Genomic DNA, 26,673 nt, shown 5'->3' on the forward strand with positions numbered 1-26,673 from the left:
ATCGTGTCGGGTGCGCCAGTTTTTCTGATTCATTCGGCAAGCCGCGCCACCGCTAGATGGAATAGTCGCCCCAGACCAGATGGTGGTCGGAGGCTTCATCGGCCTTTTTCGTCACGGTGTCGAAGGGCACCCAGATGTGCGGATGGAACGAACCCCGGCGCTCGATCCCGGTGCCGGTCAGCCTCTGTCGCAATGCCGGCGACATGATCAGGTAGTCGATCTTGTTGGCCGCAGTCCCGGTGTCGAACGTGCCCGGCCGATCGGTCGGATAGGATGGATGGTCTCTGACATCGACGAATCCGTCCTGCCAGAGCGACGCAAACAGCGGAGTGTTCGGCGTGTCGTTGAGGTCGCCGGCGATCAACACGAGCGGCGTTACCGCCAAGCCGTCTTTGGCAATGGCGTGGGCACGATCGGCCTGAGCCCTTCGACGTTCCTGCATGGAAGGCGAGTTGCCACCGCGCTTGGACTTGAAGTGGTTTGGCAGGACGAGTAGTTCGCTGCCGCCGGGCAGATCGATGAGATATTCCGGGCAATCGCGCGAGAACGTGCGCTCGCCGTTGCCGTTGCGGTCGTCGACGTGGCTCCTGATCGAGCGGATCGGGTAGCGGCTCATGATGCCCACGTCGATGCCGCGTTCATCATTGCCGTCGAGCACCATGACGTGCGGATAGGCCTTGTTGAACTTGGCGTCGAGCACCTGCTCGTTGAAACGCAGCAAGGTAGGCCGGTTCTCGACTTCGATGCATACCTGGATATCCGCGTTGACTTCCGCGATCACCCGAGCGGTGTTGAAGGTCGCTTCCCAGGTGATGTCTGTCGTGAGCAGGAAGAACCAGCCGGTCCAGTCGGCGCGCCCGTCGGCCACTACGGTCACGATACCCGCCTGCGACCGCGAATATAGCTGGCCGCGAACCTTGTTCAGTTGCACCAGCGCATCGCGCGGCGGATTGAGTGCGCTGAACCGGTAAACCTCGTCAAGCGCAATCAGCCGCGCCTTATCGGATGCATCGTAGATCGTCTTGCTGATGATGCGATTGAGCTCCGCTTGATGATCGATCGCTGCCTGTCCGCCCGGCACCCGGTCAGCGTCCATAGCGAGCGGGCGAGTGAACAGATTTTCGACGTTAAACGTCGCAATGCGTAAACTCATGTCACCTCTCAAATCAATCGCCAGTAAAGGCCGCGCGGGCAGTTCGGCCCGAGCCAAAGACATTGGCCTCCTGCATTGCCACGAGGCAGCGAGGATCCGATGCTAGCACGCGGCTGTATCCCGGATTGTGAACAACCTTACATTTTCTCGGTAGCTAAGATAGACCGCGCCGCGGGCTGCGTAAGCATCCCTAGCTCTGAGCGTTGCCCCTGAAGCAATTCAACGCCATGCCACTACGGCGTGGTGAATCGCTCGCCGAAATCTCTTTGATGAGTTGCGGTGCTGCAAATGGTCGCCACAGAGCTGCGAGCCACCCGGCGCTTAGCTCGCCGCGTCTTTGATCGCTGCTTCGAAGGTCTTTCCGTCGAAGGCTGGCATGCTCTGGATACGTCCCAGCCCCTGGCTCGCGTACCAGACGGAGAACGCGAGCATGGCTCCCTGATTCGGGGCATCTACGATGTCGACGAAATCATAATAGCCCTGCGTGTAGTGGATCGACTCGACCTTGATGCCCAGGTTGTCGAGTTTTGCTTTGGCCTTGCCGATCCGCTCCGAGTGCTTGCCTGCCCACTCCGGGCTCAGATTACCAAGCAGAACATATTTCATGGCTACCTCCACGTGATGTTGATCATGATGCGGGAAGGGCCACCCGATTATACGCCTTCCAGGGACCTGTGCCACGTCGTTGTGCGTAGCGCGAACGGCAAGATGCGCCTTCTCCGTAGCGCCCCCGCGTCCGGGCGAAGCAACAGTGCCGCTCTTCATTAGCGGCAGTGAATGGATCCGGCTGCGGCCTTGTTAAAGTCGCGTTAACGAACCACATGCCCGCTTGGCACTATCCAACGACATCGCCAAGGTGAGCCCGCCGTGACGAACCCCCACGACTTCCACAAGCCGCAATCGACCTACAGCAAAGAGGACCTGCTCAAATCGAGCGAGGGCGGTTATTTCGGCCCGGGCAATGCCCAGTTGCCGGCACCGCCGATGCTGATGATGGACCGTATCGTCGAGATCAGCACGGATGGCGGCGAATTTGGCAAGGGCCACGTCGTCGGTGAGCTCGATATCAGGCCGGACCTCTGGTTTTTCGGCTGCTACTTTGCCGGCGACCCCATCATGCCGGGCTCCCTCGGCCTCGACGCCATGTGGCAGGTCATCGGCTATTGGCTCGGCTGGTCGGGCTCACCGGGCAAGGGCCGCGCGGTCGGCGTCGGCGAGGTCGAATTGCGCGGTGGCATCACCCCGGATACGGCGCGCGTGCGGTACGAGGTCAGCATGCGCCAGGTGAGGCGGGGCAAACTGGCGGTTGCCATCGCAAACGGCCGTGTCTTTGCCGATAACGTCTGCGTTTTTCTCGCAAAGGATCTGAGGGTCGGGCTGATCGCGTCCGCGAGCTGACGGCGGAGCGGAAGCTGGCGTTCCAGGCGCGCTCAATAATGGCGATTGTGCCGCTGGAGCCGGGACGGCGAAGGTAAACGGATTACCTGCGCCGCCGCAATTTTCGTTAACTCAAGGCGCATCCGTTTCCGAGGCGCCCGTCAGTTCACCGCGTAGCTGGCGGCAGGCGCGGTGCCGCAGAAGGCCTCAAAATAGGCTTCCAGCTCGGCGACGGCGCGGTGTTCCCATTCGCTGGCTTGCGCCAGCAGGGAACAGCTGTGCGTCGGACGGTAAGCCGCGGTCTGCCGGCACAGCGACGCGATGGTGCGGTAGCGGCGGACGTTTTCCATGATGGCCAGGCCGTTCATTGTTCGGATCTCCCCATGTCTTTCCCGGAGACGAACTTGCGGCAGAACGATTTTCGATTGGTTAGCGCGACGGGGAGAGCGCGCGCGTGGTTTCCCAACTATTGATGGCGGACCGGCGCGCGTCCGGAAACGTTACTCACCCGCGCGAACAGCTTGCGGCAAAGTGCGGTCGCTTGAGCAGATAACCCCCGACGAACGATCGTCGGCCAATGCGCTGTTCCCCTGATGACCCGCTGCCGGAACGAGCAGCGTGCAGGCACAGTAAGCCAGCCCGATTCCAAGTAGCGACGCAGAGAAGACCGCGGCGACGGATTGCAAGGTCGCGGACCGTGCTCGCGGAGATGAGCGCGGCCTGTTGGTGGGGACGAGCGACATGTGGCTTGAGATGGACACGACCGATTGTCCCCAATGAAGAATGACGACTTCGAAGATCGGGCCGCCGCTGGCAGCGGCGGCGCAGTGTCTGAATCCGATTCCGGTCAGCTCCCCGCCTCGTCTCCGGCGAGCCGCATGACCGCGTTAATGGTGCTTGTGCGCGACACCATTGACGCCGCTAACGGCGGCTCCAGCGTTTTCCTCGACGTTGTAGATGATGTCGACCGATCCGGCCTTTTCGAACACCAGCGTGCCCTTGATCTTCTGGCCAACCTGCAGCGGCTCCTTGAGGCCGAGCAGCACGATGCGAAGCGCGCCGGGCTTCAGCTCCACGGTCTTGCCGGGCTTGATCTCGATGCCGCCCGCGACCGGGCGCGTCTTCGCCATGCCGTCGACGTCGACGATCTCGTGCACCTCGATCTGGCTTGCCACCGGCGAGGAGCCGCCGATCAGGCGATCGGCCGTCTTGCCCTTGTTGGTGATGGTGAGATAGCCGCCCGCGATATTGGCTTCCTTCGGGGTCGGGCGCGACCAGGGATGGCCGATGTCGAGCGCCCCGACCTTGTACTCGTGCGCCGCGGCGCTGGTCGAGGCGAATGCAGCCGCCGCAACAGATGCAACGAAGACTCTAAATATGATTGTCATGCCGTCCACTCCGATACTCATACTCACGCTGGACAGAAAGGCATGTAGAGAAACAATCGGACGCGATTACGGCCACTGCCGGACGTGATTGCGGCCATCGCATCGGCGCGAAAAAACCGGGTGTACAACCCGGCAGCGATGCCGTGCCAGCTTCGCCATTCGTCCACCATGCGATGGCCACAGAGATGTCGCGCCGAGGATCACGGCTTCGTTTTTCCGCTTCGCTTCCGTCGCGAGCAGGCCGCGCTTCTCGCACGATCCAGTCAATCTGGCGCCCGATTGCGATGGCTAATCGCCAGACGGTAAGTACAGGGGGCGTATGTGCGTGCGTATCTTGATCGGCCCGCGGCCGGCATCCTTTTCTCATCAATAATGCTTTTCTTCGCTGCTCCCACTGAGGCGCATCACCCCGGCGGCGGCGGCAACACCGGCAGCGGCGGCGCCATCAACACCATCTCCGCCGATACGCTTGCCGAAGGCATGTTCGCCGCATCGATCCGCTACGAATTCATCCGGCTCGGCCAGCTCAGCGACGCCGATCTGCTCGCCGCCGCGAACCGCGGCACGCACGCGCATTCGCTCAGATCGATCGATAGCATGTCGCTCTCGGTCGCCTACGGCATCACCAACGACCTGACCCTCGCCGTTCGCGCTTCCGGCGTCCGCCGCTCCGATATTCGCGAGCCCGGCGAGGACATGCTGAGCGGCGGCCACATGGGCATGATGAATTCGAGCGAGATGAGCAGCCTGATGAGCGCCGATGGCATCAACCGGCGCGGCAACTCCGCCGGCTTCGGCGACGTGACCATGCTCGGCCAGTATCGCTTCCACAACAATGCGCAGACCGGAACGTCCGCCGCCGTGTTGTTCGGCTTCAAGGCGCCGACCGGCAGCACCAGCCAGCGCGACGCCTTCGGCCAGCTCTTCGAGGCCGAGTTTCAGCCGGGCTCGGGCTCATGGGACGGGCTGATCGGCGCGGCCTTCACCAAACGTACGGGGCGCTGGGCGTTCGACGTGAGCGGCCTCTACTACCTGGTCAGCAACGGCACGCAGAACACCAATCTCGGCGACCGATTCCTGTTCGGCACCGCGGTGTCGTACCGCCTGGTCGGCCCCGTCGGCTCGGCGAAAGAGGTGGAGCTGCACGAATACTGCATGCAGCCGCGCAACCAGCTCCAGGAGCACTGCCTCTACCACGCCAACCACGACCACAGCGACATGAAGAAGACGCCCTATACGCTCGACCTCGTGCTCGAGCTCAACGGCGAATGGCATGACAAGCAGCGCATCGCCGGCATTGCCGACCCCAATTCGGGCGGCACTACCGTCTATCTGTCGCCTGGCGTCCGCGTCGGCGTCGACCGCTTCTCCGGCTTCGTGTCGTTCGGCGTGCCTGTCATCAACCAGCACAATGGCGTTCAGTCCAAGCCGGATTATCGGATCCTGACGGGGATTGGTGCGCGGCTGAATTAGCCGCTGCGGTGGCGGACCAACCGTCTCTCCGTCATGGCCGGGGTCGTTTCGGCCATGAACGTTCTTTTTGCTGCAAGGGAGCAAGAACGTGGATGCCCGGCTCACGGCCGGGCATAACGTCCTAGTTAGCACCGGCGCCCTTAGGCCGCACGGATGTTGCCGAGGAATTTGCCGGTTTCGGTCTCGAGCTGCTCGGATTGCGAGGTGAGCTGGGCGGCGGCGTTCAGCACGAGGGTTGCGGAGGCGTCGACCTGACTCGAGGCCTCGCGGACGCCCGCGATGTTCTGCATCACTTCCTGCGCGCCCTGCGCCGCCTGCTGAACGCTGCGGGCGATCTCTCGCGTCGCAGCGCCCTGCTCCTCGACGGCCGCGGCAATCGAGCCGGCGATCTCGTTCATCTGCCCAATCGTGGTGCCGATCTCGCGGATCGCGTTGACGGTCGAGCCGGTCGCATCGCGGATTTCCTGGATCTGGCTGGTGATCTCGTCGGTCGCTTTCGCCGTCTGCGACGACAGCGCCTTGACCTCGTTGGCCACGACGGCGAAGCCGCGGCCGGCCTCGCCGGCCCGCGCCGCCTCGATGGTCGCGTTGAGCGCCAGCAAGTTGGTCTGCCCCGCGATGCTTTGGATCAGCGCCATGACTTCGCCGATTTTCTGCGAGGCCTCGACCAGGCGGCCGACCATGGCCTCGGTCCTGTCGGCCTGCCCGACCGCGCTCTGGGCGATCGACGACGACTGGGTGACCTGCCGCGCGATCTCCTGGATCGAGGACGACAGCTCTTCCGCCGAGGCGGCGACGGTCTGGACGTTCGCGGCCGTCGTCTCGGCGGCGGCCGCGACCTTGGCGCTCTGATCGGTGGTGCCGACCGCGACCTTGGACATCGAGGAGGCGGAGTTCTGCAACTCGTCGGCGGCGGTAGCAGTGCCGCGGATCACGCCGCCGATGCTGCGCTCGAAATCGTCGGCGATACGGGACAGGACCGCCTGCCGCTCCTCGGCGGAACGCGTCTTCAGCGCTTCCTGCTCGGTGCGGAGCTGCGTAGACTCGACCAGATGATCCCTGAAGACCTGGAGGCTGCGCGCGATTCGGCCGATTTCGTTGGTGCGGTCGACGAATGGAATTTCGGCCGCAAGGTTGCCCTTGGCCAGTTCGTCCATCGCCGCACAGGTTCTGTTGAGCGGAACGACCACGCCACGGCCAAGCCAGAACGCGACCAGCGCCGCAAGCGTCAGCCCGGCAAGGCCGGCGACCCCGGCCCACATCATCCGCTGAAAGACCACCGCGTCGATATCGTCGACATAGGCGCCCGCCTGCAGCGCCAGCATCTTGTCGCCCGCGCCAAAGAAGCCGACATAGGAAACCTTGCGTTTTTCCTCGCCGCCGGCCGAGCGCGGCGCCAGATATTCGACGAAACCGCCGCCGGCCCGCGCGGTCTTTACGATATCCTGGATCAACAGCTTGCCGCTCTTGTCCTTGAACTCCCAGCGGTTGACGTTGATGTATTTCGGATTGGCATGGACATAGGTGACGCCGGCGTCAGCGCTTCCGGTGCCGTAGACGCCGACATAGTCGGAATATTCGCCCCAGCGCATGGCGCTGATCGAGGCAAAGGCCATCTGGCGGGCCTGGTCCGAGCTGATCTTGCCGGCCTTGGCCTCGCCTTCATGGTGGGCAAGGATCTTGATCGAAGCCTCGACCAGGTTGCGGACCGTGGTCCGCCGCTCTTCCAGCACCGCATCGCGCAACACCAGGATCTGCAGGGCGGAGACCGCAACGAGCACGATGGTCAGCGCGGCAATGATCATCGCAAAACGCTGGTAGACGGTGAGGTTACGCATGCCGCTTCTCTTCCTGTTGGTTGAGAATGCGTACCAATACAACGTTAACCGACTGTTATCGGGTTGCAGCGATGCCTGCGGCCTCCGATCGCGAGAATCGGCGCTTGAAATGACGACGCCGCGACGACACAATGGCGCTTTCCTACAAACCGACGCGCCCATGATCCCTGCACCGAACGGAATCGCATGGTGCGGCAAGAGTGGACCAGAATGGCTGAAGCCGATCTCGATGTCATCATCCGGCAAATCGCAAAAGCACAGAATAAGAACCTGATCGCCGCCGTGAAGAAGCGGCGCGACCAGATCATGGCCCGCGCGGCCAAGGCAAAGGACAAGGAGACGCGGGACCGCTTCCGGCTGATCGCCAGGAGCACGCTGGAGCTCGGCACCGCCGCAGCGCGGCGGCTGCACAATTCGGCGGAAATCGCGGCCGACAGCTACGCCCGGGCGATCCGGAATGCCGCCGAGGAAGCGGCTGCGGCGGCCGCGAAGAAACCGGCGAAAAAGCCGGCCAAGACGAAAGAAGCATAAGAGCTTAGGTCACTGCGCCGACAGCTTGGCCATCCGTAACGCCCAGCATCTTCTTCAGCTTCTGCACCGCGCTGTCGGGCGTGGTGAGAACCGGCCGTCCCGTCGCCTCAGCGACATCGGCGGCGGCCGGCGCCAGGCTATACTGGGCGAGCGCAATCAGGTCGCAGTCGCAGAGGTCCCTTGAGGCTTCCACCACCAGGCGGTCGTGAGTAGCACGGTCGCCGCGATCGAGCGCGGCCATCGCGCCTTCCGCCAGCTTCGGCACCAGCTCGACCTGCGCCGGAAACTCCGGCGGCATCGAAACAAGCGTCGGCGGAAACGTCGACAGCAGGCCGATCTTCTTAGCCTGCATTACCGCCTGCTCGATCATCGCCTCGTTCGGCTTGAGCACCGGCATCGGGGCGTGCGCACGCGCCACCGCCTCGATGCAGGGGCCGAACGCCGAGCAGGTGAACAGGATCGCATCCGCCCCGGTGCTGGCGGCGTAGCGCCCGAGCCGCAGGAAACGCTCGGTCATGGCCTCGGTGAGCCCGCCGTCGCGCGCCAGATCGGCGGAGAGGCTGTCATCGAGCAGGTTCATCAGGCGCGCCTCCGGCCAAAGCCGCGCGAACGAGGCCTCGATCGGCGCAATCGAATGCTTCAGGGCGTGGACCAGAGTAATGCGCATGTCGACCAATCCCACCGCGGCGCGGCTTATGTCAACCGGGCGCGCCGTAGGGTCGTTCTATTTGAACGGCAGGGCGTACATCAACCCGCCCTTGCTCCAGGTCGCATTCAGGCCGCGATCGAGCTTCAGCGGGCTGGCCTTGCCGACATTGCGCTCGAAGATTTCGCCGTAATTGCCGCCCGCCTTGATCGCCTGCAGCATCCACTTGTTGTCGAGGCCGAGCCGCGATCCGAGATCGCCCGAGGTGCCGAGCAGCCGCTGGATGGCCGGGACGCTGGAGGATTTCGCCATCTCGTCGGCATTGGCCGCGGTCACGCCGAGTTCTTCCGCCTCGATCAGGCCGTAATGCAGCCAGGCGATGATATCGGTCCATGCCTCGTCGCCATTGCGTGTGAAGGGCCCGAGCGGCTCCTTGCTGATGGTCTGCGGCAGCACGACGTAGTCCGCGGCGTTCGATGCCGCCGTGGTGACGGCGCCCGCCAGCGCGGAGGCATCCTGGGTCATGGCATCGCAGCGGCCGCCGAAAAAGGTCTGGTACATCGTGTCGGTGCGGTCGAACACCAGGGGTTTCCATTCGATGCCGTTGGCGCGGCCGTAATCGCCGAGCGTGACTTCATGGGTGGTGCCCTGGGCGACGCAGACGGTGGCACCGTTCAGGTCCTTGAGGTTCTTCACGCCGGCATCGGCGCGCACGACAAAGCCCTGTCCGTCGTAGAAATTGACCGGGCCCTGCCGCAGGCCGAGCGTCGTGCCGCGCAGATAAGTCTGGGTCGAGTTGCGATAGAGCACGTCGATTTCGCCGGATTGTAGCGCGGTGAAGCGGTTCTGTGCCGTGAGCGCGACATATCGCACCTTCTTGGGATCGCCGAGCACGCCGGCCGCCAGCGCGCGGCAATAGTCGACGTCGAGCCCCTTGTAATTGCCTTGCGAATCCGGCGTCGAGAAGCCGGCAAAACCGGTGCTGACGCCGCATACCAGCATGCCGCGCTGCTTGACCGTATCCAGCGTCCCGGCCTGCGCCGTCAGGCACGACGCGGCGAGCAAGCCTGTAGCGATGACGATCCTCTTCATACTGCCCTCCTGCTAATGACCTACACTCTTCAAGGCGCTGTCGACCGCCTGGCCCAGGCGATCGACGATCAAGTCGATATCGTCCGGCGTCGCGATATAAGGAGGCGCGAGCAGCACGTGATCGCCGCTGCGGCCATCGGCGGTCCCACCGGCGGGATAGCAGCCAAGGCCGCCCTCGAAGGCGATCGCCTTGACGCGCTGATGTAGTTTGAGCGCGGGATCGAATGGCGCGCGGGTGGCGCGATCGGCGACAAGCTCGATCGCCCAAAACAGGCCGCGGCCCCTGATCTCGCCGACATGGCGGTGATTGCCGAAACGCTCGGTCAGCCGCCGTTCGAGCTGGGCGCCGAGAACCTTGACACGGTCCAGCAACTGCTCGTCCTCGATCACGCGCTGCACTTCGAGCGCTGCGGCGCAGGCCATCGGATGCGCCAGATAGGTATGGCCGTGCTGGAACGCGCCCGAGCCGTCGCGGATCGCATCGATGATGCGCCCGCTCGCCAGCATCGCGCCGATCGGCTGGTAACCGCCGCCGAGGCCCTTGGCGATCGACTGAATATCAGGCGCAATCCCTTCCTGTTCCCAGGCGTGGACCGTTCCGGTGCGGCCCATGCCACACATCACTTCATCCAGCATCACGAGCGCGCCGTGCCGATCGCAGATCTCGCGGACCGCACGGAAATATCCCTCCGGCGCCGGCACGCACCCCGCGGTCGCGCCGACGACCGGCTCGGCGATAAACGCCGCCACGTTCTGCGGGCCAAGGCGCTGGAATTCCGCATCGAGCTCCGCCGCCAGCCGGGCGACGAAATCCGCCTCGGATTCGCCGTCGCGCTTTTCGTGATACGAGAAGGCCGGCGTGACGTGGCTGAAGGCAGTTGACAGCAGCGGCGCATAGGGCTCGCGGCGCCAGGCATTGCCGCCGGCCGCCAGCGCACCCAGCGTATTGCCGTGATAGCTCTGGCGCCGCGCGATGAAGTGCCGGCGCTGTGGCTGGCCGATCTCGATGAAATATTGCCGCGCCAGCTTGATGCCGGCCTCGACGGCTTCCGAACCGCCGCTGACGAGATAGGCATAGGCGAGCCCGCCGGGCTCATGGCTCACGAGCTTGTCGGCCAGCGCTTCGGCCGGCTCGGACGAGAAGAAGCCGGTGTGGGCATAGGCGAGCCTGGACGCCTGCCGCGCCATCGCATCGAGCACACGCGGGTGCTGGTGGCCGAGACAGGAAACGGCGGCGCCGCCGGACCCATCCAGAATTCGCCGGCCGTCCTCGGCAATCAGCCAGACGCCTTCGCCACCGATCGCCCTCGGAGGAGTTTCACGCAGGCTTCGATGCAGCACCCGGCTCTTGCTGGCGCCCATAACGATCAACCTTTCTCAGCAACGTATTGCGACATCGCGGCGAGCCGGCCTTCGGTCTCCTCCAGCCGGCGCTTGGCCGGCGCACCGCCGAGCACGAAGGTGACCGCCGCCAGCGACTGCGCGATCGCAATCGCGCCGGTCAGGCTCGGAAAGAATCCAGGCGAGGCCGCGGCTTCGAACAGCAGCAGATGATCGGCGCCCTCCGCCATCGGCGCGGTCACGGCGTCGGCAATCGCAATCAGCCTGGCGCCGGAATCATGGGCCGCGCGCGCCGACAGCACGCTCGCCTTGGAATAGGGAGCAAAGCCGATGACCACGACCGCATCGCCGCTTCCGAAGGCGCCGAGGTCGAGATCTTCCGGACCGGCGCCGCCGACCAGTTGTACCTCATCAGGCCGGAACAGGCGGAGCTGATAGTTGAGCAGCTCGGCGACGCTGCGGCAGCTTCGGAAACCGGCGATCCAGATTCGCCGCGCTTCATGCAGGGCCTTGGCCGCATCGGCCACCGAGCCGGTGGAAATGCGCGAAAGGCCCGCCGCCTCGGCCTCCAGCTTGTCGGCAACCAGCGATATCTCGGCATGGGGCCCCTTGCGGCCGCCGCGGGTGCGGGCCGAAAACGGCTGCGCTTGCGCCGGCCGGCGCGCCTCGATCAGCGCCGCGCGCAATTCGTCCCACCCCGAATAGCCGAGCGCCTTGGCGAGACGCGTGAAGGCGGCGGGATCGGCACCGGCCTCCGCGGCGAGATCGCGCATCGAGCGCGTGGTGGCGTCGTAATCATTGGCGGCGACGAAGCGCCCGACCTGCTGCAGCCGCGCCGGCAGCGACGGCAATGCACTGCATAGCTGGGTGAGCGGCGAGGATTTCGGTTGCGTCTGCGCCATGAAACAAATGTTGCACATATCTCCATTTGGTGCAACATATGAAACGCGCCCGGTCCGGACGCATGGCCGAAGATCGCTGTTGGCAGAAGGTCCTTGTGCTGTGACGACATCGACGCCCGAACTCCGCCGCCGCCGGCAACTGCGCTTCTCGCCGAGCCGCCAGCAGATTACCGGCCTCGTCTGGCAGATCGTCGTGGTCGGGATAGCGGTCGCGATCGTCGCCTTCCTGTGGTCGAACGCCCTGCACAATCTGTCGGCGCGCCGGATTTCGACCGGATTTGCCTTTCTCGGCCGCGAGGCCGGAATGCCGATCGCGGACACCTGGCTCGCCTACAGCCCGAAGGACTCTTACGTCCGCGCCTTCATCGTCGGCATCGTCAACACGCTGCGCGTCGCCGTGATCGGCATCGTGCTGGCGACGGTGCTGGGCACATTGATCGGCATCGCACGGCTGTCATCGAACTGGTTGCTGTCACGGCTTGCCGCTGTCTATGTCGAATTGCTCCGCGACATTCCGCTCTTGCTGCAGCTTTTGTTCTGGTACGTGCTGATGCAGGGCCTGCCGGCGGCGCGGGCAGCATGGAAGCCGATCGAGGGCGTCTTTCTTTCCAACAGGGGGCTGGTGCTGCCCTCTATTCCACTTACGGAGGCCAACCTGTGGGTGATCGCCGCAGCGCTGGCCGGCCTAATCCCGCTATGCGTCGTGCGGCGGCAACTGACGGCGCGGCACGAGGCCGACGGCAAGGTGCGGCGTCTCTGGCCTTATGCGCTTGCGCTTGTGGTTGGACTACCAGCGCTGGTGTCGTTCAGCCTCGGTGCATCCTGGACCGTCACGATGCCGGAATTGCGCGGCTTCAATTTCGTCGGCGGGCTGACGCTGGCGCCGGAATATTTCGCGCTGCTGATCGCGCTCGTCACCTACACCTCGGCCTTCATCGCCGAGATCGTGCGCAGCGGCATCCAGGCTGTGCCCAGAGGGCAATGGGACGCGGCAAACGCGCTCGGCCTCCGCCGCAGCTTCGTGCTGCAGCGTATCGTACTGCCGCAGGCGCTGCGCGTAATTATTCCGCCGATGACCAGCCAGTATCTGAACCTCACCAAAAACTCTTCGCTTGCGGTCGCAGTCGGCTACCAGGACATCGTCTCGATCGCCAACACGACGCTGAACCAGACCGGCCAGGCCATCGAAGCCATTGCGCTGATCATGATGGTGTTCCTGACGATCAGCCTTGGCATCAGCCTGTTGATGAACTGGTACAATGCGCGCATCGCGCTGGTGGAGCGCTGATCCCATGACGTCGATCTCAGAAGCGCCGCAAAATCCAATGCCGTTCGAGCGCGCGCGAACCCGCAAGGTCCCGGGCGGCTATGTCACCCGCTGGCTGCGCGCCAACCTGTTCGCCTCGGTTACCTCCTCGCTCATTACCGTGATTCTGGTCGTGTTGCTCGGCAAAGCGCTGCTGAGTCTTGCGCAATGGGGTTTCTGGAACGCGATCTGGTCCGTGCCCGGCGACCAAACCGGCGCCTGCCGGTCGATCCGCGGCATCGGCGCCTGCTGGGCCGTGATCCCCGAAAAATATCGTTTCATCCTGTTCGGCACCTATCCGTTCAATGAGCAATGGCGGCCGGCACTGGTGTGCCTGACATTCATCGCGCTGTTCTTCGCGTCGAGCCGGCGGAGCTGGTGGCGCAAGGAACTGGTGCTGATCTGGGTTGCCGCACTGGCGCTGATCGGCGTCCTGATGTGGGGCGGCATCTTCGGATTGAGCTACGTGTCGCAGGACCGCTGGGGCGGACTTCCGGTGACGCTGATCCTCGCGACGTTCGGGCTCGCCTTCGGCTTCCCGCTCGGCATCGTCGTGGCGCTCGGCCGTCGCTCGAAACTTCCGGCGATCCGTTCGCTCTGCGTGCTCTATGTCGAACTGATCCGCGGCGTGCCGCTGATCAGCTTGCTGTTCATGGCCAGCGTGATGTTTCCGCTGTTCATGCCCGACGGCGTCAACATCGATAAGCTGCTGCGGGCGCAGATCGCCTTCGTGCTGTTTGCCGGCGCCTATCTTGCCGAGGTGATCCGCGGCGGGCTGCAGGCGGTGCCGCGCGGCCAGCACGATGCCGCCGACGCGCTCGGGCTTTCCTACTGGAAGAAGAACGGCCTGATCATCCTGCCGCAGGCGATCCGCCACGTGATCCCGCCGTTGGTCAACACCTTCATCGCCTTCTTCAAGGATACCAGCCTGGTGCTGATCATCGGCATCTTCGACCTGCTGACGACCGCGAAGACCTCGATCATCGATCCGGCCTGGCAACCGTTCAGCGTCGAGGTCTACTTGTTCGTGGCGCTGATCTATTTCCTGTTCTGCTTCGCGATGTCGCGCTATAGCCGCAGCCTGGAGGCACAGGCCCGCCACAGCTGATCGCGATGAGCCCGCCGCGGAACGGCGGATCACCCAAACGCGACGGCTTATGCCGCCTTGATGCGGGCCAGGAAGCGGCCGACCTCGTTGCTGAGCGCTTCCGACTCGGCTGCGAGGCCGTCGGAGGATTCCAGAACGTCAGACGCTGTCTCGCCGGTCTGGTTGGCCGCGTTCGAGACTCCGACGATGTTGTTGGAGACGTTCTGCGTGCCGACAGCGGCCTGCTGAATGTTGCGCGCGATCTCCGCCGTCGCCGCGCCCTGCTGCTCGACGGCGGAAGCGACCGTGGTGGCAATCTCCGACATCTTGTCGATGATCTGGCCGATGCCCTTGATGGTATCGACCGCTTCCTGGGTCGAGTCCTGAATGGCCGCGACCTGCGCGGTGATGCCTTCGGTGGCGCGCGCCGTTTGCGTGGCAAGGTTCTTGACCTCGGAGGCAACGACGGCAAAGCCCCTGCCGGCCTCGCCCGCGCGCGCGGCTTCGATGGTCGCATTCAGCGCCAGGAGGTTGGTCTGCGCCGCAATGGTGTTGATCAGGCCGACCACCTCGCCGATGCGGTTTGCTGCATTGGCCAGCTCGGTGACCGTAACCTCGCTCTTCGCCACCTGCTCCACGGCCTGGGCCGCGATCCGCGCGGATTCGCCAACCTGCCGGGAAATCTCGCCGATCGAGCTCGACAGCTCCTCGGTCGCCGACGCCACCGTCTGGACGTTCGTGGCGGCCTGCTCCGAGGCGGATGCGACCGCGCCGGTCTGTTCCTTGGCCTGCGCCGCGACCAGCGACATCTTCTCCGCCGAACCCTTCATACGTGAGGCGGCGTTCGACACCGCAGCCAGTGCGCTGGTCGCGCCGTCATTGAACTCGCGCGTCAACTGGTCGATCAGCGCGGCCTGTCGCTGCTTCGCCTCCTGCTCGGCGGCCTTTTCCGCGGCGGCGGCGTTCGCCTGCACGATGCCTTCGCGGAACACCGACAGCGCTTCCGCCATCTGGCCGATCTCATCGCCACCGCGCCTCTTATCGACTTCGGCGGAGAGGTCGCCATCGGCGAGCCGCGTCATGGTCTTCTCGAGCCCGACGAGCCGCGCCACCAGGTTGCGACCGATGTAGAACCAGACGAACAGGGCAGCGCCGGCGACACTGATCGCTGCAATCATCAGCATGACGGATGTGCCAAAGCCGATCGCCTCATCGGAACGGTCGGTGGCTTCCTTGGTCTTGTTGGTGACGGCCTTGACCTGGGCCGCGACTTCCTTTGCAAGCTCGCCGGTCAGGCCGCGCGTCTCGTCCAGCAGCTTCTGGCCGAGCTGGCTGGCGGCGAGCTCCTTGCGGCGCGTGTCGAAAATCGTCTCGCCCGAGCCGAGCTTCAGCCAGGCTTCGCCCGCCTTCGGCAGACCGTCGGTCGGCTGCAGGGTGTTGACGATATCGAGCTTCTCCTCGACCTTGGCCGACATCGCCTTGAAATTCTTTTCGAGCGCCGCGACGCTTTCGGCATTCGGCGCGACCGCGGCGCGGTCCAGGAGGCTCGACGCCAGATTGACGAAGCCGACCAGGTCGGCAAAGCCCTGCGACACCGGAACCTGGGTCGAAGCCAGCTTGAGCAACGTCATCATGGTCTGGTTGGCGTCGCCGCCGAGCGTCATCGAGACCATGGTGATGTCGGCCTGGGCCTTTTCACCGGCCGGAAGTAGAACGTCGTTCAGCTTGGTCTGGGTGTTCTGGGCGGCCTTCACGATCTCTTCGCCGCGGGCGCTGAGCTTGAGCCGCTCGTCGACCGCGCCGTCGAGCGCAGCCAGCTTGGTATTCATGGCCGCAATCAGCTTCTTCAGCCGGTCGATCGCCTCGCGGTCGGATTGCGTGCGGGCGACGTCGTCGAGCCGCTTCGCGACACCGTCCTGACGCGCCTTCAGCGCGGTGAGTTCCTGCTGCCGCTGCGCCTGCGATTTTGCCGCCAGCAGTGTGGGCGCGGAGCCGGCGAGCGCCTGGGTGTCCGTCTGCAATCCCAGCGTTTCCACGATCTCCGGGATGTTGCGGCCGGCGACGCCATGGAAGAGATCGCGGACCTGCGAGAACATCAGCCAGGCTGCGCCGCCCGCGATGACGGTGGTTCCCGATACCGCCGCGAAAGCGAAGAAAAGCTTGGCCCGGATGCCAAGTTTGCGAGCTGATGTCACGGTCCGTTCCTCAATTCTTGAGTGCAGCTTGTTGTTACTTGGCAGCGAGCTTGTACTGCTGGATCAATTCCCTGGCGCGCGTGTAAAGCCGCTCGCCGTCGATGCCGAGCTTGGCCATGTTGGCCTTCCATTCGGCGACGGCCGGCGCGGTGACCCGTTGCAGTTCGGCGCGCTGCTCGTCCGTGAAGTTCAGAGCGGTAAAACGCGGATCGCCCTGCAGCTTCTTCTTGGTGACCGCCTCCTGCGCCTCGCGGATGCGCGCGCTGCCCATCGCGATGTCGGCAGCATGCTTTTCGATGATCTTCTTCAGATCAGCGGGCATCGAATCCCAGGTAGCGCGGTTCATCACGATCATCAGCGCCGGCGCCGCCAGGCGCGCGTCGATCACGACATTGAGCTGATCGGCGAGAAACTTGCCGCCCGCGCCTTTGGTGGTGGTCGTGGAGTCCCAGCCATAGGCGATCGCATCAACGTAGCCGCTGGCGATCGTGTCACCGATCATGTTGAGGGGAATGCCGAGCGGCACCGCGCCGAGCTTGGCGAGGGCGACGCCGACGGTCGTGCTGGGCGTGCGCATGCGCAGGCCGCGGAAATCCTTCACCGACTGGATCTTCTTGCCGGTCGTGAAGATCGGATAGGGCGGCAGTACATAAAGTCCGAGCACCTTGACCGAGGCATAGTCCTTGTCCAGCAGGCCTTCCTTGTAGAGCGACATCATCGCCGAGGTGCCCGAGATCGAGTTCTCGAACATGAAGGGCAGCTCCATCACCGACGATTGCGGAAAGCGGCCGGGGTGATATCCCTGCACGGTCGCCGCCATTTCGATGGCGCCTTTCTCGACCATGGTGAACAGCTCGGCCGGCTTGCCATAACCGCCGATCGGCTTCAGCGCCACCTCGATGCGCCCGCCGGACTCCTCTTCGACCGCCCTGGCAAATGGCAGCAGGACCTGATCGTAGGCCGGCGTGTTTTCGGTGTTGATCGAACCGAAGCGCAAAACCACATCCGCGGCAAATGCAGGCGTCACGAAGAAGGTAGCGAGACCAAGCAGGGCTGTGGCCGCGGATGGAATCCTGGTGCGGGAGAACATTCTGTTTCCTTGATCACCGTCAGCTGTCGAGTTCGGCTCGCAGCAACTGTCGGTCGCATGGCGGGTCCTTGACAGCATCGACCATAGCTTTGGCGAATTAATCGCGGGTAAAGCTTGCAATGGCACAGCGGCTCCGTAGGAACACGGACTCACTTCCGCAAAACGACTCACTTCCGCAAAGAAGAATGACGGTCGTCATTCTTCTTGAAGCCCGCATTGATCGGGCGACCCATCAGGCCCGGCGTCTTGGCGGGCTACACCTTCACCAGGCTTTCGAAGCCGCCATAGATCATCCGCTTGCCGTCGAACGGCGGCGAAGTGCCGTCCCCGAACATGTCCTTGAGCCGCGGGTCCGCCATCACCTTGGCGTTGATCTTGTCGCGCTGGGCGCGCGACTTGTAGGTAATCCAGGCGAACACGACGACTTCACCCGGCTTCAGCTTGACGCTGCGCGGGAACGAGGTGAACTTGCCGACCTTGACGTCGTCAGCGACCCATTCGCGATAATCCAGCGCGCCGTATTCGCGCCAGATCTTGCCGCACCTCTTCGAAATGCGGATATAGGCTTCGAGATTCTTCTTCGGCACGGGAACGATGAAGCCGTCGACGTAAGGCATTGCGAGTTTCCTCTTCACGTTGAAGACGTCATTGCGAGCCAACGGGGCGCGCGTTCGCGCAACCCATTGGCTCGCAATGACGGCGTAGCTTTCAGCTATGGCAACAAGATGCCTGAACCCGCGCCGGCTGGTATTGGTCACGTAGCCGCACCCAGTCCATCGGATAGGCCAGGCCCTCCTCATGACGCCCGAGCGGCGTGAGGTCGAGATAGTGATAGGCGGCGTTCATCATGTCGAGGCCGCGCGCGTAGCAGGAATAAGTGTGGAAGATGTTCCCGGCCTCATCGCGATAGAACACGCTGATGCCGGGCGCCTCCTCGCCTCCGAAGGCCGCGGTGCCGAAATTATAGTTGCGCCCAGCCTCGATCTGCTCCGGCGTGAACGAGACGCCGAAATCATAGTTGAAATCGTTGCCGCCGGACGACAGCCAGTCGAAGCTCCAACCCATCCGCTGCTTGAACGCAATGAGCTTTTCCAGCGGCGCGCGCGAAATCGCGACCATCGTGGTATCGCGGGCGGCCAGATGCGGGATGATCCGCTCGAACCCGTCGGCCCAGAACGAGCAGCTCTTGCAGGCCTCGTCCCGGCCGGGCGCGAACATCAGGTGCTGCACGACGAGCTGGCTGCGGCCCTTGAAGAGGTCGTCCAGCGACACTTTCCCTTCAGCGCCGTCGAACAGATAGTCCTTGTCGACCTTGACCCATGGCAGCGCGCGGCGCTCTTCGGCCAGACGCTCGCGCGCGTAGGTGTACTCTTTCTCATGCGCAAGGTGAGCCTTGCGCGCGGCGATCCATTCCTCGCGGGAGACGACGGGGTGCGATGGCATGATTGGCTCCCGTGTTCAGGCCAGATAGCTTTCGAGCTTGCCGAGGAATTCCGTCCAGCCACGCTGGTGATTGTCGCGCGCCTTCTCGTCGACAAACTGGGCGTGGTTGAAGACGAGCAGCGTACCGCTGCCTTCCGGCCGGATCGAAATGGTCACCAGCGATTCCCGCTCCGGCGTGGAATGCCATGCCCAGCTGAACACCAGCTTCTGGTTCGGCACCACCTCGCGATAGACGCCGCCGACCTCATTGTAATTGCCGTTGGCGCGGAAGCTGATGCGATAGCGGCCGCCGACGCGCAGGTCGATGTCGGCCTTGACCGAGCCCTCCTCGACCGAGACAGGCCCGAACCATTGCACTAGCCTTTGCGGGTCGGCCCACGCGGCGTAGACTTTTTCGGGCGCGGCGCTGAACCGGCGCGTGAGCGTGAGACTGGGCCGCGCGGCGAGTTCGGCGTCGCTGTTAGTGTCGTGCTTGGCAAGGCTGGACTGGGTGGCCATGGGTCTTCCTCCACAAAAGCGGCAAGGCGGTCGAGTGCGGCGGACCAGAAGCGCCGGTAGCGATTGAGCCACTCCATCGCCTCCTCCATCGGCTGGGCGGTCAACCGGCACGCGACCGTGCGCCCGGTCTTTTCGCGCGCGATCAGGCCGGCGTCCGAGAGCACGTCGAGATGCTTCATGATCGCGGGCAGCGACATCGAAAACGGCTGCGCCAGCTCGCTGACCGACAGGCTCTCGCGATTGCCGAGGCGCGCCAGCAGCGCGCGTCTGGTCGGATCGGAAAGCGCAGCAAAGGTGCGATCGAGGGCGACTTCTTGATACTTAACCATACGGTTTAGTATAGAGGCAAAAAGAACGCCGTCAAGCCGGCGTTCGCATCACGTGTCCGCGAGTTCGGGGAAGGCCGAGCCCGCGGCGCCAATCAGGACGTCCGGGAAGAATTCGCGGCTGCGATCAATAGTCCCGGTAAATCCGCATTCGCGGCTGTTGGCCGAAAGCGAAGCGCGGATTGACATTGCAATACAGCCCCCGTCCGGACGCCGCCGCCAGGCACTGGTTATAGGAGGCGTAGGAGCAGTCGCCGGGAATGCCGATACCGCGTCCCTGGAGGCAATAGGGGTAGTCGTAGGCCGCCGCCGGAGAACTGCCGACGGAGGTAGCAATTGTTGCCGCTGATAGCGCCAACAGTGCCAACGTTGCATTGCGCATCTTGGATCTCCTTCACGTGACGCAGAGCCGCGCCATCTTTGCAATAAAACACCGTGGCTCTGCCGTGGTTCCGTGACCTAGATCACTGCACTTTTTCGACCTTGGCTTCCTCGATGACCTTCTTCCACTTGTCGGTCTCGGCCGCGATCATGGCGCCGAACGCCTCCGGCGTGCCGATCAGCGGCTCGCCGCCGAGATCGGTCAGCTTGGACTTGATGCCGGGCTCGGCCAGGATCTCGTTGATCTCCTTGTTCAGCTTGGCGATGATTTCCTTCGGGGTGTTCTTCGGGGCGCCCATGCCGAACAGCGCCGTTGCCTCATAGCCCGGAACGGTATCGGCAAGCACCGGAACGTCAGGCAGCAGCGGGGACTTCGCCGTGCTGGTCACCGCGAGCGCCCGCACCGCGCCGCCGCGGACATGCTGGATGATCGAAGGCATGTTGTCGAAGATCACCTGGACCTGGCCGCCGAGCAGATCGGTGATCGCCGGCGCCGCACCGCGATACGGCACGTGCTGCATCTTGGCACCTGACATCGCCATGAACATTTCGCCCGACAGATGCACCGACGTGCCGTTGCCCGAGGATGCCATGTTCACCTTGCCCGGGTTGGCCTTCACATAGGCAATGAACTCGGCGACCGTCTTGGCCGGCACGTCCTTGTTGACCGTCATCACGTTCGGCACGCGATTGAAGGCCGCGACCGGCGCGAGATCGCGCACCACGTTGAACTTGAGGTTGGCGTAAAGCGAAGCGTTGATGTAGTTCGCCGGATTGACCAGCAGCACGGTGTAGCCGTCCGGTTCCGCGTTGATGACGGATTCGGTCGCGATATTGTTGCCGGCGCCGGGCTTGTTCTCGATCACGAATTGCTGGCCGAGCCGCTCGGAAAGGCGCTGGCCGATCAAGCGCGCAATGATGTCGGTCGCGCCACCCGGGGGATATCCAACGACCCATTTGACCGGCCGGGTCGGATAATCCGCCGCCGAAACGCTGCCGATCGAAGCGGCCGTGGAAAGGCCGATCACGGCCAGACAAATCGCGGTGCGACGTGAAATCATAAAACTTCTCCTTGGAGGCCGGGATTCAGAGCCCGGTCCGTTTCTATTGAGGCGCGGTTCTATTGAACCCGGCGCGGGCCGCGTTGTAACAAACAAAGTCTGGTGCGGCCAGTGCGACACAGGCGCCGCCGACCGCGACGAAAGGATAAGGCATGTCTGTCAGGGTTAATGCACTCGACCACCTCGTGATCAATGTGTCCGACGTGGCGCGTTCCGCCGAGTGGTACCGCAAGATCCTCGGCATGGAGGTCAAGGTGTTCGATCCCGGCCCCGGCAAGACGCCGCGCACCTCGTTAGTGTTTGGTAACCAGAAGATCAACGTGCGGCCGCGCGACGCCGACAAGGTCGAGTGGTTCACCGCCGACCACGAGACCGCCGGCAGCGACGATTTGTGCTTCCTGACCTCAAGCATGCCGGACGAGGTCGTGGCGCATCTGAAGGCCAACGGTGTCGCGATCGAGGAAGGCCCGGTGGCCAAGCAAGGCGCCCGCGGCACGCTGCGCTCGGTCTATTGCCGCGACCCGGATGGGAGCTTGATCGAGATTTCGTCGTATGAGGATGGTGCGAGGTAGCACGGCTCGCTCCCCCGTCATTGCGAGGAGCGCAGCGACGAAGCAATCCATGCTTCCGCTGCGGCACGATGGATTGCTTCGCTTCGCTCGCAATGACGGGGTGAGAGCAGCGCCGCAAATTACCGATTTGCCCATCGGGCCATCAGATGGCAGAACTACCCCCAAGCAAGAACCAGAAGCCGCCATAGAGCGGCACGGGAGGAATCTTATGCCACGTTCGCAAGCCACGCCGGGCATTGTCGGACCATTCGCAGGCCTCGACGTGCCCTGGCTGCTGCGCATGCGCGCCGAGAGCCGCCGCAACCATCCGTTTCTGATCTGGGCGCCGTTCGAGAGGCCGGCGCAGAGCTGGTCCTACGGCGAATTTCACGAGCGCGTCGGACAGCTTTCGGCGGGCCTCGCCAAACGCGGGATCAAGCCCGGCGAATATGTGCTGATCCACCTGGACAACTGCATCGAGGCCATGCTCGCCTGGTTTGCCTGCGTCGAGCTCGGCGCCATCGCGGTCACCACCAACACACGCTCGGCCGCCGCCGAGATAGAATATTTCGCCGGCCATTGCGGCGCGGTCGCCGCCATCACCCAGCCGGCCTATGCCGAGCTGATTTCGGCCAACTGCCGGGACTTGCGCTGGATCGCCGTCATCTCGCACGATGCCGGAGCTGCGCCCGCGCAACGACCGGCGCCCGGCGACAGTTTTGAGTCACTGTTCGCCGACAGCGCCGACCGCCCGCGTCGCGCCACCGATCCGTTCGCGCCGTGCAGCGTGCAATACACCTCCGGCACCACGTCGCGCCCGAAAGCGGTGTTGTGGACGCACGCCAACGCGCTGTGGGGCGCCAAGATCAACGCCGCGCATGAAGACCTGCATGCGGCCGACGTGCACCAGACCTACCTGCCGCTGTTTCACACCAACGCGCTGGCCTATTCCATGCTGGCGAGCCTGTGGGTCGGTGCGTCCTGCGTGATCCAGCCGCGCTTTTCCGCCAGCCGCTTCTGGAGCGTCGCGCTCGCACACAACTGCACCTGGACCTCGACGATCCCCTTCTGCATGAAGGCGCTGCTGGAGCATGAGATCCCGAAGAATCACAAGTTCCGCCTGTGGGGCACCGCGATATGCGAGCCGCCGCCCTTTGCCGCCTTTGGCGTCAAGATGATCGGCTGGTGGGGCATGACCGAGACCATCACCCATGGCATCGTCGGCGAGGTCGACCAGCCCAACACACCGATGTCGATCGGACGCGCCGCAGGCGAATATCAAATCCGCATTGTCGACGACGACGGCGCGCCGACGCCGGTCGGCGGCACCGGCAACCTGCTGATCAAGGGCATTCCCGGCTTGTCGCTGTTTGCCGAATACCTGCACAATGAAAAGGCGACGCGCGAAAGTTTTGACGAGCACGGCTATTTCATCACCGGCGACCGCGTCACGCTGCTGGACAACGGTTTCATCCGCTTCGGCGACCGCAACAAGGACATGCTGAAGGTCGGCGGCGAGAATGTCGCGGCCTCCGAGATCGAACAGGTGATCGCGGTGGTGCCCGGCGTGCGCGAAGCCGCGGTGGTGGCGAAGAAGCATCCGATGCTGGATGAGGTGCCGGTCGTGTTCATCATTCCGCAGGCCGGCGTCAAAGATGCGCCAGCCGACCTGCATGATGCCGTGATGGCCGCCTGCCGGAGCAATCTCGCCGACTTCAAGGTGCCGCGCGAGGTTCACTTCGTCGATGACATGCCGCGCTCGACACTGGAGAAGGTGGCCAAGGCGGAACTGCGGAAGATGCTGGAGTAGGATGCCGTCATGCCGGGGCGCGAGGCATATTACGGTGCGCAATTGCGCACCTGAGAATATCGAGGTTCCCCGATGCGCAATTGCGCATCTGAGGTCTGGTGCTAGCGCACCACCCGGAATGACGAAGGCAATGGACAGATTGGGGAGGCGCGGTATGCGAGAACTACATTCACCAACGATCCGATTGATTCAAAGTCTCGCGATTGCGCTATCGGTTGGTTGGCCCGCGACCATCGCCTCGGCGCAAACCGCTGACACCATCCTGTTCAACGGCAAGATCCTGACCGTCGACATGGATTTTTCGCAGCAGGAAGCGCTCGCGATCGGAGACGGCAAGATACTTGCCACCGGCACCTCCGCTGCGATGAAGAGGCTCGCAGGTGAAAAGGCAAGGCTCGTCGATCTCGGCGGCCGCACGGTGATTCCCGGACTGACCGACGGCCACATCCACGGCATCCGCGCGGCGTTGACATTCGGCACCGAGGTGAACTGGATCGGCACGCCATCGCTGAAGGAGGCGCTTGAGAAGATTCGCCAGGCCGCCAAGGAGCAGAAACCCGGCTCATGGATCATCGTTGCCGGCGGCTGGACCGAGGAGCAGTTTGCGGAAAAACGCCGGCCGACGCCGGAGGAAGTCACGGCGGTGGCGCCAGATCATCTCGTCTATATCCAGCATCTCTATGATTGGCTGCTGCTGACGCCAAAGGCGATGGAAGCACTGAGCATTCGGGACGACGCCGATGTCACCCCGGGCGGCAAGCTCGCACGCGATGGCAACGGCAAGCCGACCGGCGTCATCGAGGCCGGCGGCAGTGCGCTCGGCAAGATCTTCGACAAGCTGCCGAAGCCAACGCTGCAGCAGCAGGTCGACGGTTCGAAAAAGTTCTTCCGCGAAATGAACAGCCTTGGCATCACCGGTATCGTCGATGGCGGCGGCGTCAGCATGTATCCGGCGAACTATCAGGCCGTATTCAGGCTCTGGCACGATCGGCAACTCACCGTGCGGGTCGCCTATCATTTGTGCGCCCCCAAACCCGGCAGCGAGCTGGCCGACCTGCAGAACCTGACGCAATTGCTGCCGCCTGGCTTTGGCGACGAGATGCTGCACTTCAACGGCCCCGGCGAAATCCTGATCTGGGCGGATTGGACCGACGGCGACATCACGCCGGACGGCAAGGACAAGCTTGCCGAATTGCTGCGCTGGGCGGCCTCGAAACGCTATACCATCCAACTGCACTGGAACCCGGACCGCACCGTCCACGACTTGCTCGACGTCGTCGAGGACATCAACAAGGAGTTTCCGGTACGCGAGCTGCGCTGGGCCGTACTGCATCTCTACAACGCCTCCGAGGCCAACCTGAAGCGGATGCAGGCGTTGGGACTGGTCTGGGGCGTGCAGGACGGGCTCTATTTCGGCGGCGAGCGATTGCAGAAGGAGGTCGGCATCGAAGCGGCCAAACTGATGCCGAGAATTGCGACCGCGATGAAGCTGGGGCTGACGGTCGGCGCCGGCACCGACGCCCACCGGGTATCGTCCTACAATCCGTTCGTCTCGCTGCAATGGTATCTCGACGGCACCACCATCGGCGGCACCAAGACCCGGGGCGACGAGGAGGCTCCAAGCCGCCGCCAGGCATTGGAGATGTACACCCGCAATTCGGCATTCATGGCGAACGACGACGACAAGCGCGGCACGCTGGAGGCCGGCAAGTTCGCCGACCTCGCGGTATTGTCGGCGGACTACATGACGGTGCCGGTAAAGGAGATCGGCAAGATCAAGTCAGTGCTGACGATGGTCGGCGGCAAGACAGTGTTTGCGGCGGCACCATTTGCCGAAGAGAAGCACTAGTTTGGCGCGGTGCGCCTCAGCTCACCTCGAATCGGATCGGCAGCTTCTTCGGCCCATTCACAAAATAGGCCTGCGTCATCTTCACCTCGCCATCGAGCGCGATCGACTTCAGGTGCGGCAGCAATTCCTCGAACAGGATGCGCATCTCCAGTTTCGCCAGATACTGGCCGAGGCAGAGATGCGCGCCGTAGCCGAACGCAACGTGGCGGTTCGGCTTGCGGTCGCTGCGGAACCGATCGGGCTCCTCGAACACCTCTTCGTCGCGATTGCCTGACGCGTAGCACAGCATCAGCCAGTCGCCCTTGGCGATCTTGCGGCCGCCGAGTTCAGTGTCCGCCGTAGCCGAACGCATGAAATGCTTGACCGGAGTCATCCAGCGGATCGCCTCGTCGACCAGACCCGGGATCAGGTCGGGATTGGCTTTCACCTTTTCGAACTGCGCGCGATCTTCCGCCAGCGCCCAGATCGCGCCGGCGGTCGAGGACGACGTCGTGTCGTGGCCGGCGGTGGCGACGATCATGTAGTAGCTCAACGCATCATGATCCGGCATGTAATCGCCGCCGATCCTGGCATTGGCGATGACAGAGGCGAGATCCTCGCGCGGGTTGCGGCGGCGATCCTCCGTGATCCCGCGGAAATAGGCGCCGAAATCAGCCACCACCGCCTGCATCATGCCGGAGAACTGCTCCGCCGTGAGCCTTTCCTTCATCCGCGCCGTATCCGGGTCCTGCGGGCCGAACAGCTCCTGCGTCAGGCGGAGCATGCGCGGCTCATCGTTCTCGGGCACGCCGAGAATTTCCATGATGACATGCAGGGGATAGCCGAGGGCGACGTCCTCGACGAAATCGCACCTTCCGCCCTTCTCCAGCATGCGCTGCACGGTGGCGCGCGCGATCTCGCGCACGCGGCCCTCGAACTTGCCGAGATTGGCCGGCATGAACCAGCCTTGGGTCAGCGCGCGGTATTTTGGATGGTCAGGCGCATCCATCTGCACCAGCGAGCGCACCAGGTTGGGGCCGCCGGTGATCTTGCGGACACGCTCTTCCACTGCCCGGTTGGTCAGCGTGGTCGGCCGGTCGGCATTGTGGAACAGCTCGTTCTGGCGGCTGATCGCCTGGATATGCGCGTGCTTTGTCACCACCCAGAACGGGTCGAACCCCTCGGGCCGGGCAATACCGAGCGGATTGTTGGCGCGCAGCCAGCGGTAGCTGTCGTGGATGCGATGATCGGCATAGGCGGCCGGATCGACCAGGGTTGCCGCGATATCGGCGGGGATGTCGAGGCTCGCCGTCGGGTCGTCGATTGTATCCATGGGCTTCCGGCCTGCCTGTGTCA

The 26,673-nt window shown here is 63.8% G+C and carries 26 protein-coding genes; 8 read left to right on the plus strand and 18 right to left on the minus strand.

All coding sequences use genetic code 11. From position 1 onward, the window contains the following. Positions 1 to 52: 52 nt before the first annotated feature. Complete coding sequence (locus tag RX331_RS37700; protein ID WP_317254614.1) at positions 53 to 1,153, minus strand: endonuclease/exonuclease/phosphatase family protein; 1,101 nt, start codon at positions 1,151 to 1,153, stop codon at positions 53 to 55. 321 nt (positions 1,154 to 1,474) lie between these two features. Continuing rightward, positions 1,475 to 1,759, minus strand: a complete 285-nt coding sequence (locus RX331_RS37705; protein WP_317254615.1) for a GYD domain-containing protein — start codon at positions 1,757 to 1,759, stop codon at positions 1,475 to 1,477. A gap of 261 nt (positions 1,760 to 2,020) precedes the next feature. On the opposite strand from RX331_RS37705, the gene fabA reads away from it, so the two are divergent. Further along, positions 2,021 to 2,551, plus strand: a complete 531-nt coding sequence (gene fabA / locus RX331_RS37710; RefSeq protein ID WP_317254616.1) for a bifunctional 3-hydroxydecanoyl-ACP dehydratase/trans-2-decenoyl-ACP isomerase — start codon at positions 2,021 to 2,023, stop codon at positions 2,549 to 2,551. A gap of 140 nt (positions 2,552 to 2,691) precedes the next feature. On the opposite strand, the gene RX331_RS37715 is transcribed toward fabA, so the two are convergent. Together RX331_RS37715 and RX331_RS37720 are read right to left on the minus strand one after the other, a co-directional pair. Next, positions 2,692 to 2,898: a hypothetical protein gene (locus RX331_RS37715; protein ID WP_283031128.1), complete on the minus strand. Its 207-nt coding sequence runs from the start codon at positions 2,896 to 2,898 to the stop codon at positions 2,692 to 2,694. A gap of 519 nt (positions 2,899 to 3,417) precedes the next feature. Continuing rightward, positions 3,418 to 3,918, minus strand: coding sequence for a copper chaperone PCu(A)C (locus RX331_RS37720; protein ID WP_317254617.1), 501 nt, complete (start codon positions 3,916 to 3,918; stop codon positions 3,418 to 3,420). Between the two features lie 372 nt (positions 3,919 to 4,290). Between RX331_RS37720 and RX331_RS37725 the strand changes: the two genes are divergently transcribed. Next, the gene (locus RX331_RS37725) at positions 4,291 to 5,391 is read left to right on the plus strand and encodes a transporter (RefSeq protein WP_317254618.1); all 1,101 of its coding nucleotides are present in this window, start codon (positions 4,291 to 4,293) and stop codon (positions 5,389 to 5,391) included. Positions 5,392 to 5,531: 140 nt separating this feature from the next. Here the strand turns inward: RX331_RS37725 and RX331_RS37730 are convergent, their stop codons facing one another. Further along, positions 5,532 to 7,229: a methyl-accepting chemotaxis protein gene (locus tag RX331_RS37730; RefSeq protein ID WP_317254619.1), complete on the minus strand. Its 1,698-nt coding sequence runs from the start codon at positions 7,227 to 7,229 to the stop codon at positions 5,532 to 5,534. 210 nt (positions 7,230 to 7,439) lie between these two features. Between RX331_RS37730 and RX331_RS37735 the strand changes: the two genes are divergently transcribed. Next, complete coding sequence (locus RX331_RS37735; RefSeq protein WP_317254620.1) at positions 7,440 to 7,760, plus strand: hypothetical protein; 321 nt, start codon at positions 7,440 to 7,442, stop codon at positions 7,758 to 7,760. Positions 7,761 to 7,764: 4 nt separating this feature from the next. On the opposite strand, the gene RX331_RS37740 is transcribed toward RX331_RS37735, so the two are convergent. From RX331_RS37740 to RX331_RS37755, 4 genes are read right to left on the minus strand one after another with little or no spacing between them, the layout of a single operon-like run. After that, a complete protein-coding gene (locus RX331_RS37740) occupies positions 7,765 to 8,427 on the minus strand; it encodes an aspartate/glutamate racemase family protein (protein ID WP_317254621.1) in 663 nt (220 codons plus the stop codon). Between the two features lie 57 nt (positions 8,428 to 8,484). Next, on the minus strand, positions 8,485 to 9,498 hold the full coding sequence (locus tag RX331_RS37745) for an amino acid ABC transporter substrate-binding protein (protein ID WP_317254622.1): 1,014 nt from the start codon (positions 9,496 to 9,498) through the stop codon (positions 8,485 to 8,487). 12 nt (positions 9,499 to 9,510) lie between these two features. Continuing rightward, a complete protein-coding gene (locus RX331_RS37750; protein ID WP_317254623.1) occupies positions 9,511 to 10,860 on the minus strand; it encodes an aspartate aminotransferase family protein in 1,350 nt (449 codons plus the stop codon). A 5-nt stretch (positions 10,861 to 10,865) separates the two neighbouring features. After that, positions 10,866 to 11,741, minus strand: coding sequence for a MurR/RpiR family transcriptional regulator (locus RX331_RS37755; protein WP_317254624.1), 876 nt, complete (start codon positions 11,739 to 11,741; stop codon positions 10,866 to 10,868). 100 nt (positions 11,742 to 11,841) lie between these two features. On the opposite strand from RX331_RS37755, the gene RX331_RS37760 reads away from it, so the two are divergent. Beyond that, positions 11,842 to 13,029, plus strand: a complete 1,188-nt coding sequence (locus tag RX331_RS37760) for an ABC transporter permease subunit (RefSeq protein ID WP_317254625.1) — start codon at positions 11,842 to 11,844, stop codon at positions 13,027 to 13,029. 4 nt (positions 13,030 to 13,033) lie between these two features. Beyond that, on the plus strand, positions 13,034 to 14,155 hold the full coding sequence (locus tag RX331_RS37765; protein ID WP_317254626.1) for an amino acid ABC transporter permease: 1,122 nt from the start codon (positions 13,034 to 13,036) through the stop codon (positions 14,153 to 14,155). A gap of 47 nt (positions 14,156 to 14,202) precedes the next feature. Here the strand turns inward: RX331_RS37765 and RX331_RS37770 are convergent, their stop codons facing one another. The 8 genes from RX331_RS37770 to RX331_RS37805 form a co-directional block, all read right to left on the minus strand. Continuing rightward, positions 14,203 to 16,329: a methyl-accepting chemotaxis protein gene (locus tag RX331_RS37770; protein ID WP_317254627.1), complete on the minus strand. Its 2,127-nt coding sequence runs from the start codon at positions 16,327 to 16,329 to the stop codon at positions 14,203 to 14,205. 34 nt (positions 16,330 to 16,363) lie between these two features. After that, complete coding sequence (dctP, locus tag RX331_RS37775; protein ID WP_317254628.1) at positions 16,364 to 17,419, minus strand: TRAP transporter substrate-binding protein DctP; 1,056 nt, start codon at positions 17,417 to 17,419, stop codon at positions 16,364 to 16,366. Positions 17,420 to 17,673: 254 nt separating this feature from the next. After that, entirely contained in the window at positions 17,674 to 18,036 is a 363-nt protein-coding gene (locus RX331_RS37780) for a DUF1428 domain-containing protein (RefSeq protein ID WP_317254629.1), read from the minus strand. A 91-nt stretch (positions 18,037 to 18,127) separates the two neighbouring features. Beyond that, positions 18,128 to 18,862 (minus strand): thioredoxin family protein, encoded by a 735-nt coding sequence (locus tag RX331_RS37785; RefSeq protein WP_317254630.1) that lies wholly within the window; start codon positions 18,860 to 18,862, stop codon positions 18,128 to 18,130. Between the two features lie 15 nt (positions 18,863 to 18,877). Continuing rightward, entirely contained in the window at positions 18,878 to 19,219 is a 342-nt protein-coding gene (locus RX331_RS37790; protein ID WP_317258341.1) for an SRPBCC domain-containing protein, read from the minus strand. Then, complete coding sequence (locus RX331_RS37795; RefSeq protein WP_317254631.1) at positions 19,219 to 19,689, minus strand: metalloregulator ArsR/SmtB family transcription factor; 471 nt, start codon at positions 19,687 to 19,689, stop codon at positions 19,219 to 19,221. The genes RX331_RS37790 and RX331_RS37795 overlap by 1 nt, the downstream gene beginning before the upstream one ends. 124 nt (positions 19,690 to 19,813) lie before the next feature. Then, entirely contained in the window at positions 19,814 to 20,068 is a 255-nt protein-coding gene (locus RX331_RS37800) for a DUF3551 domain-containing protein (protein WP_317254632.1), read from the minus strand. Positions 20,069 to 20,150: 82 nt separating this feature from the next. Then, the gene (locus RX331_RS37805) at positions 20,151 to 21,128 is read right to left on the minus strand and encodes a tripartite tricarboxylate transporter substrate binding protein (RefSeq protein ID WP_317254633.1); all 978 of its coding nucleotides are present in this window, start codon (positions 21,126 to 21,128) and stop codon (positions 20,151 to 20,153) included. A gap of 152 nt (positions 21,129 to 21,280) precedes the next feature. On the opposite strand from RX331_RS37805, the gene RX331_RS37810 reads away from it, so the two are divergent. From RX331_RS37810 to RX331_RS37820, 3 genes are all read left to right on the plus strand, one after another. Further along, positions 21,281 to 21,700 carry a VOC family protein gene (locus RX331_RS37810; protein ID WP_317254634.1) on the plus strand — a complete coding sequence of 140 codons (420 nt, stop codon included), beginning with the start codon at positions 21,281 to 21,283 and terminating at the stop codon, positions 21,698 to 21,700. A gap of 208 nt (positions 21,701 to 21,908) precedes the next feature. Next, complete coding sequence (locus RX331_RS37815; protein WP_317254635.1) at positions 21,909 to 23,489, plus strand: AMP-binding protein; 1,581 nt, start codon at positions 21,909 to 21,911, stop codon at positions 23,487 to 23,489. Positions 23,490 to 23,643: 154 nt separating this feature from the next. Further along, positions 23,644 to 25,338: an amidohydrolase gene (locus tag RX331_RS37820; RefSeq protein ID WP_317254636.1), complete on the plus strand. Its 1,695-nt coding sequence runs from the start codon at positions 23,644 to 23,646 to the stop codon at positions 25,336 to 25,338. Positions 25,339 to 25,354: 16 nt separating this feature from the next. Here the strand turns inward: RX331_RS37820 and RX331_RS37825 are convergent, their stop codons facing one another. Beyond that, positions 25,355 to 26,650: a cytochrome P450 gene (locus tag RX331_RS37825; protein WP_317254637.1), complete on the minus strand. Its 1,296-nt coding sequence runs from the start codon at positions 26,648 to 26,650 to the stop codon at positions 25,355 to 25,357. Positions 26,651 to 26,673 lie beyond the last annotated feature (23 nt).

The sequence above is a fragment of the Bradyrhizobium sp. BWA-3-5 genome (genome assembly GCF_032917985.1).
Taxonomy (GTDB): Bacteria; Pseudomonadota; Alphaproteobacteria; order Rhizobiales; family Xanthobacteraceae; genus Bradyrhizobium.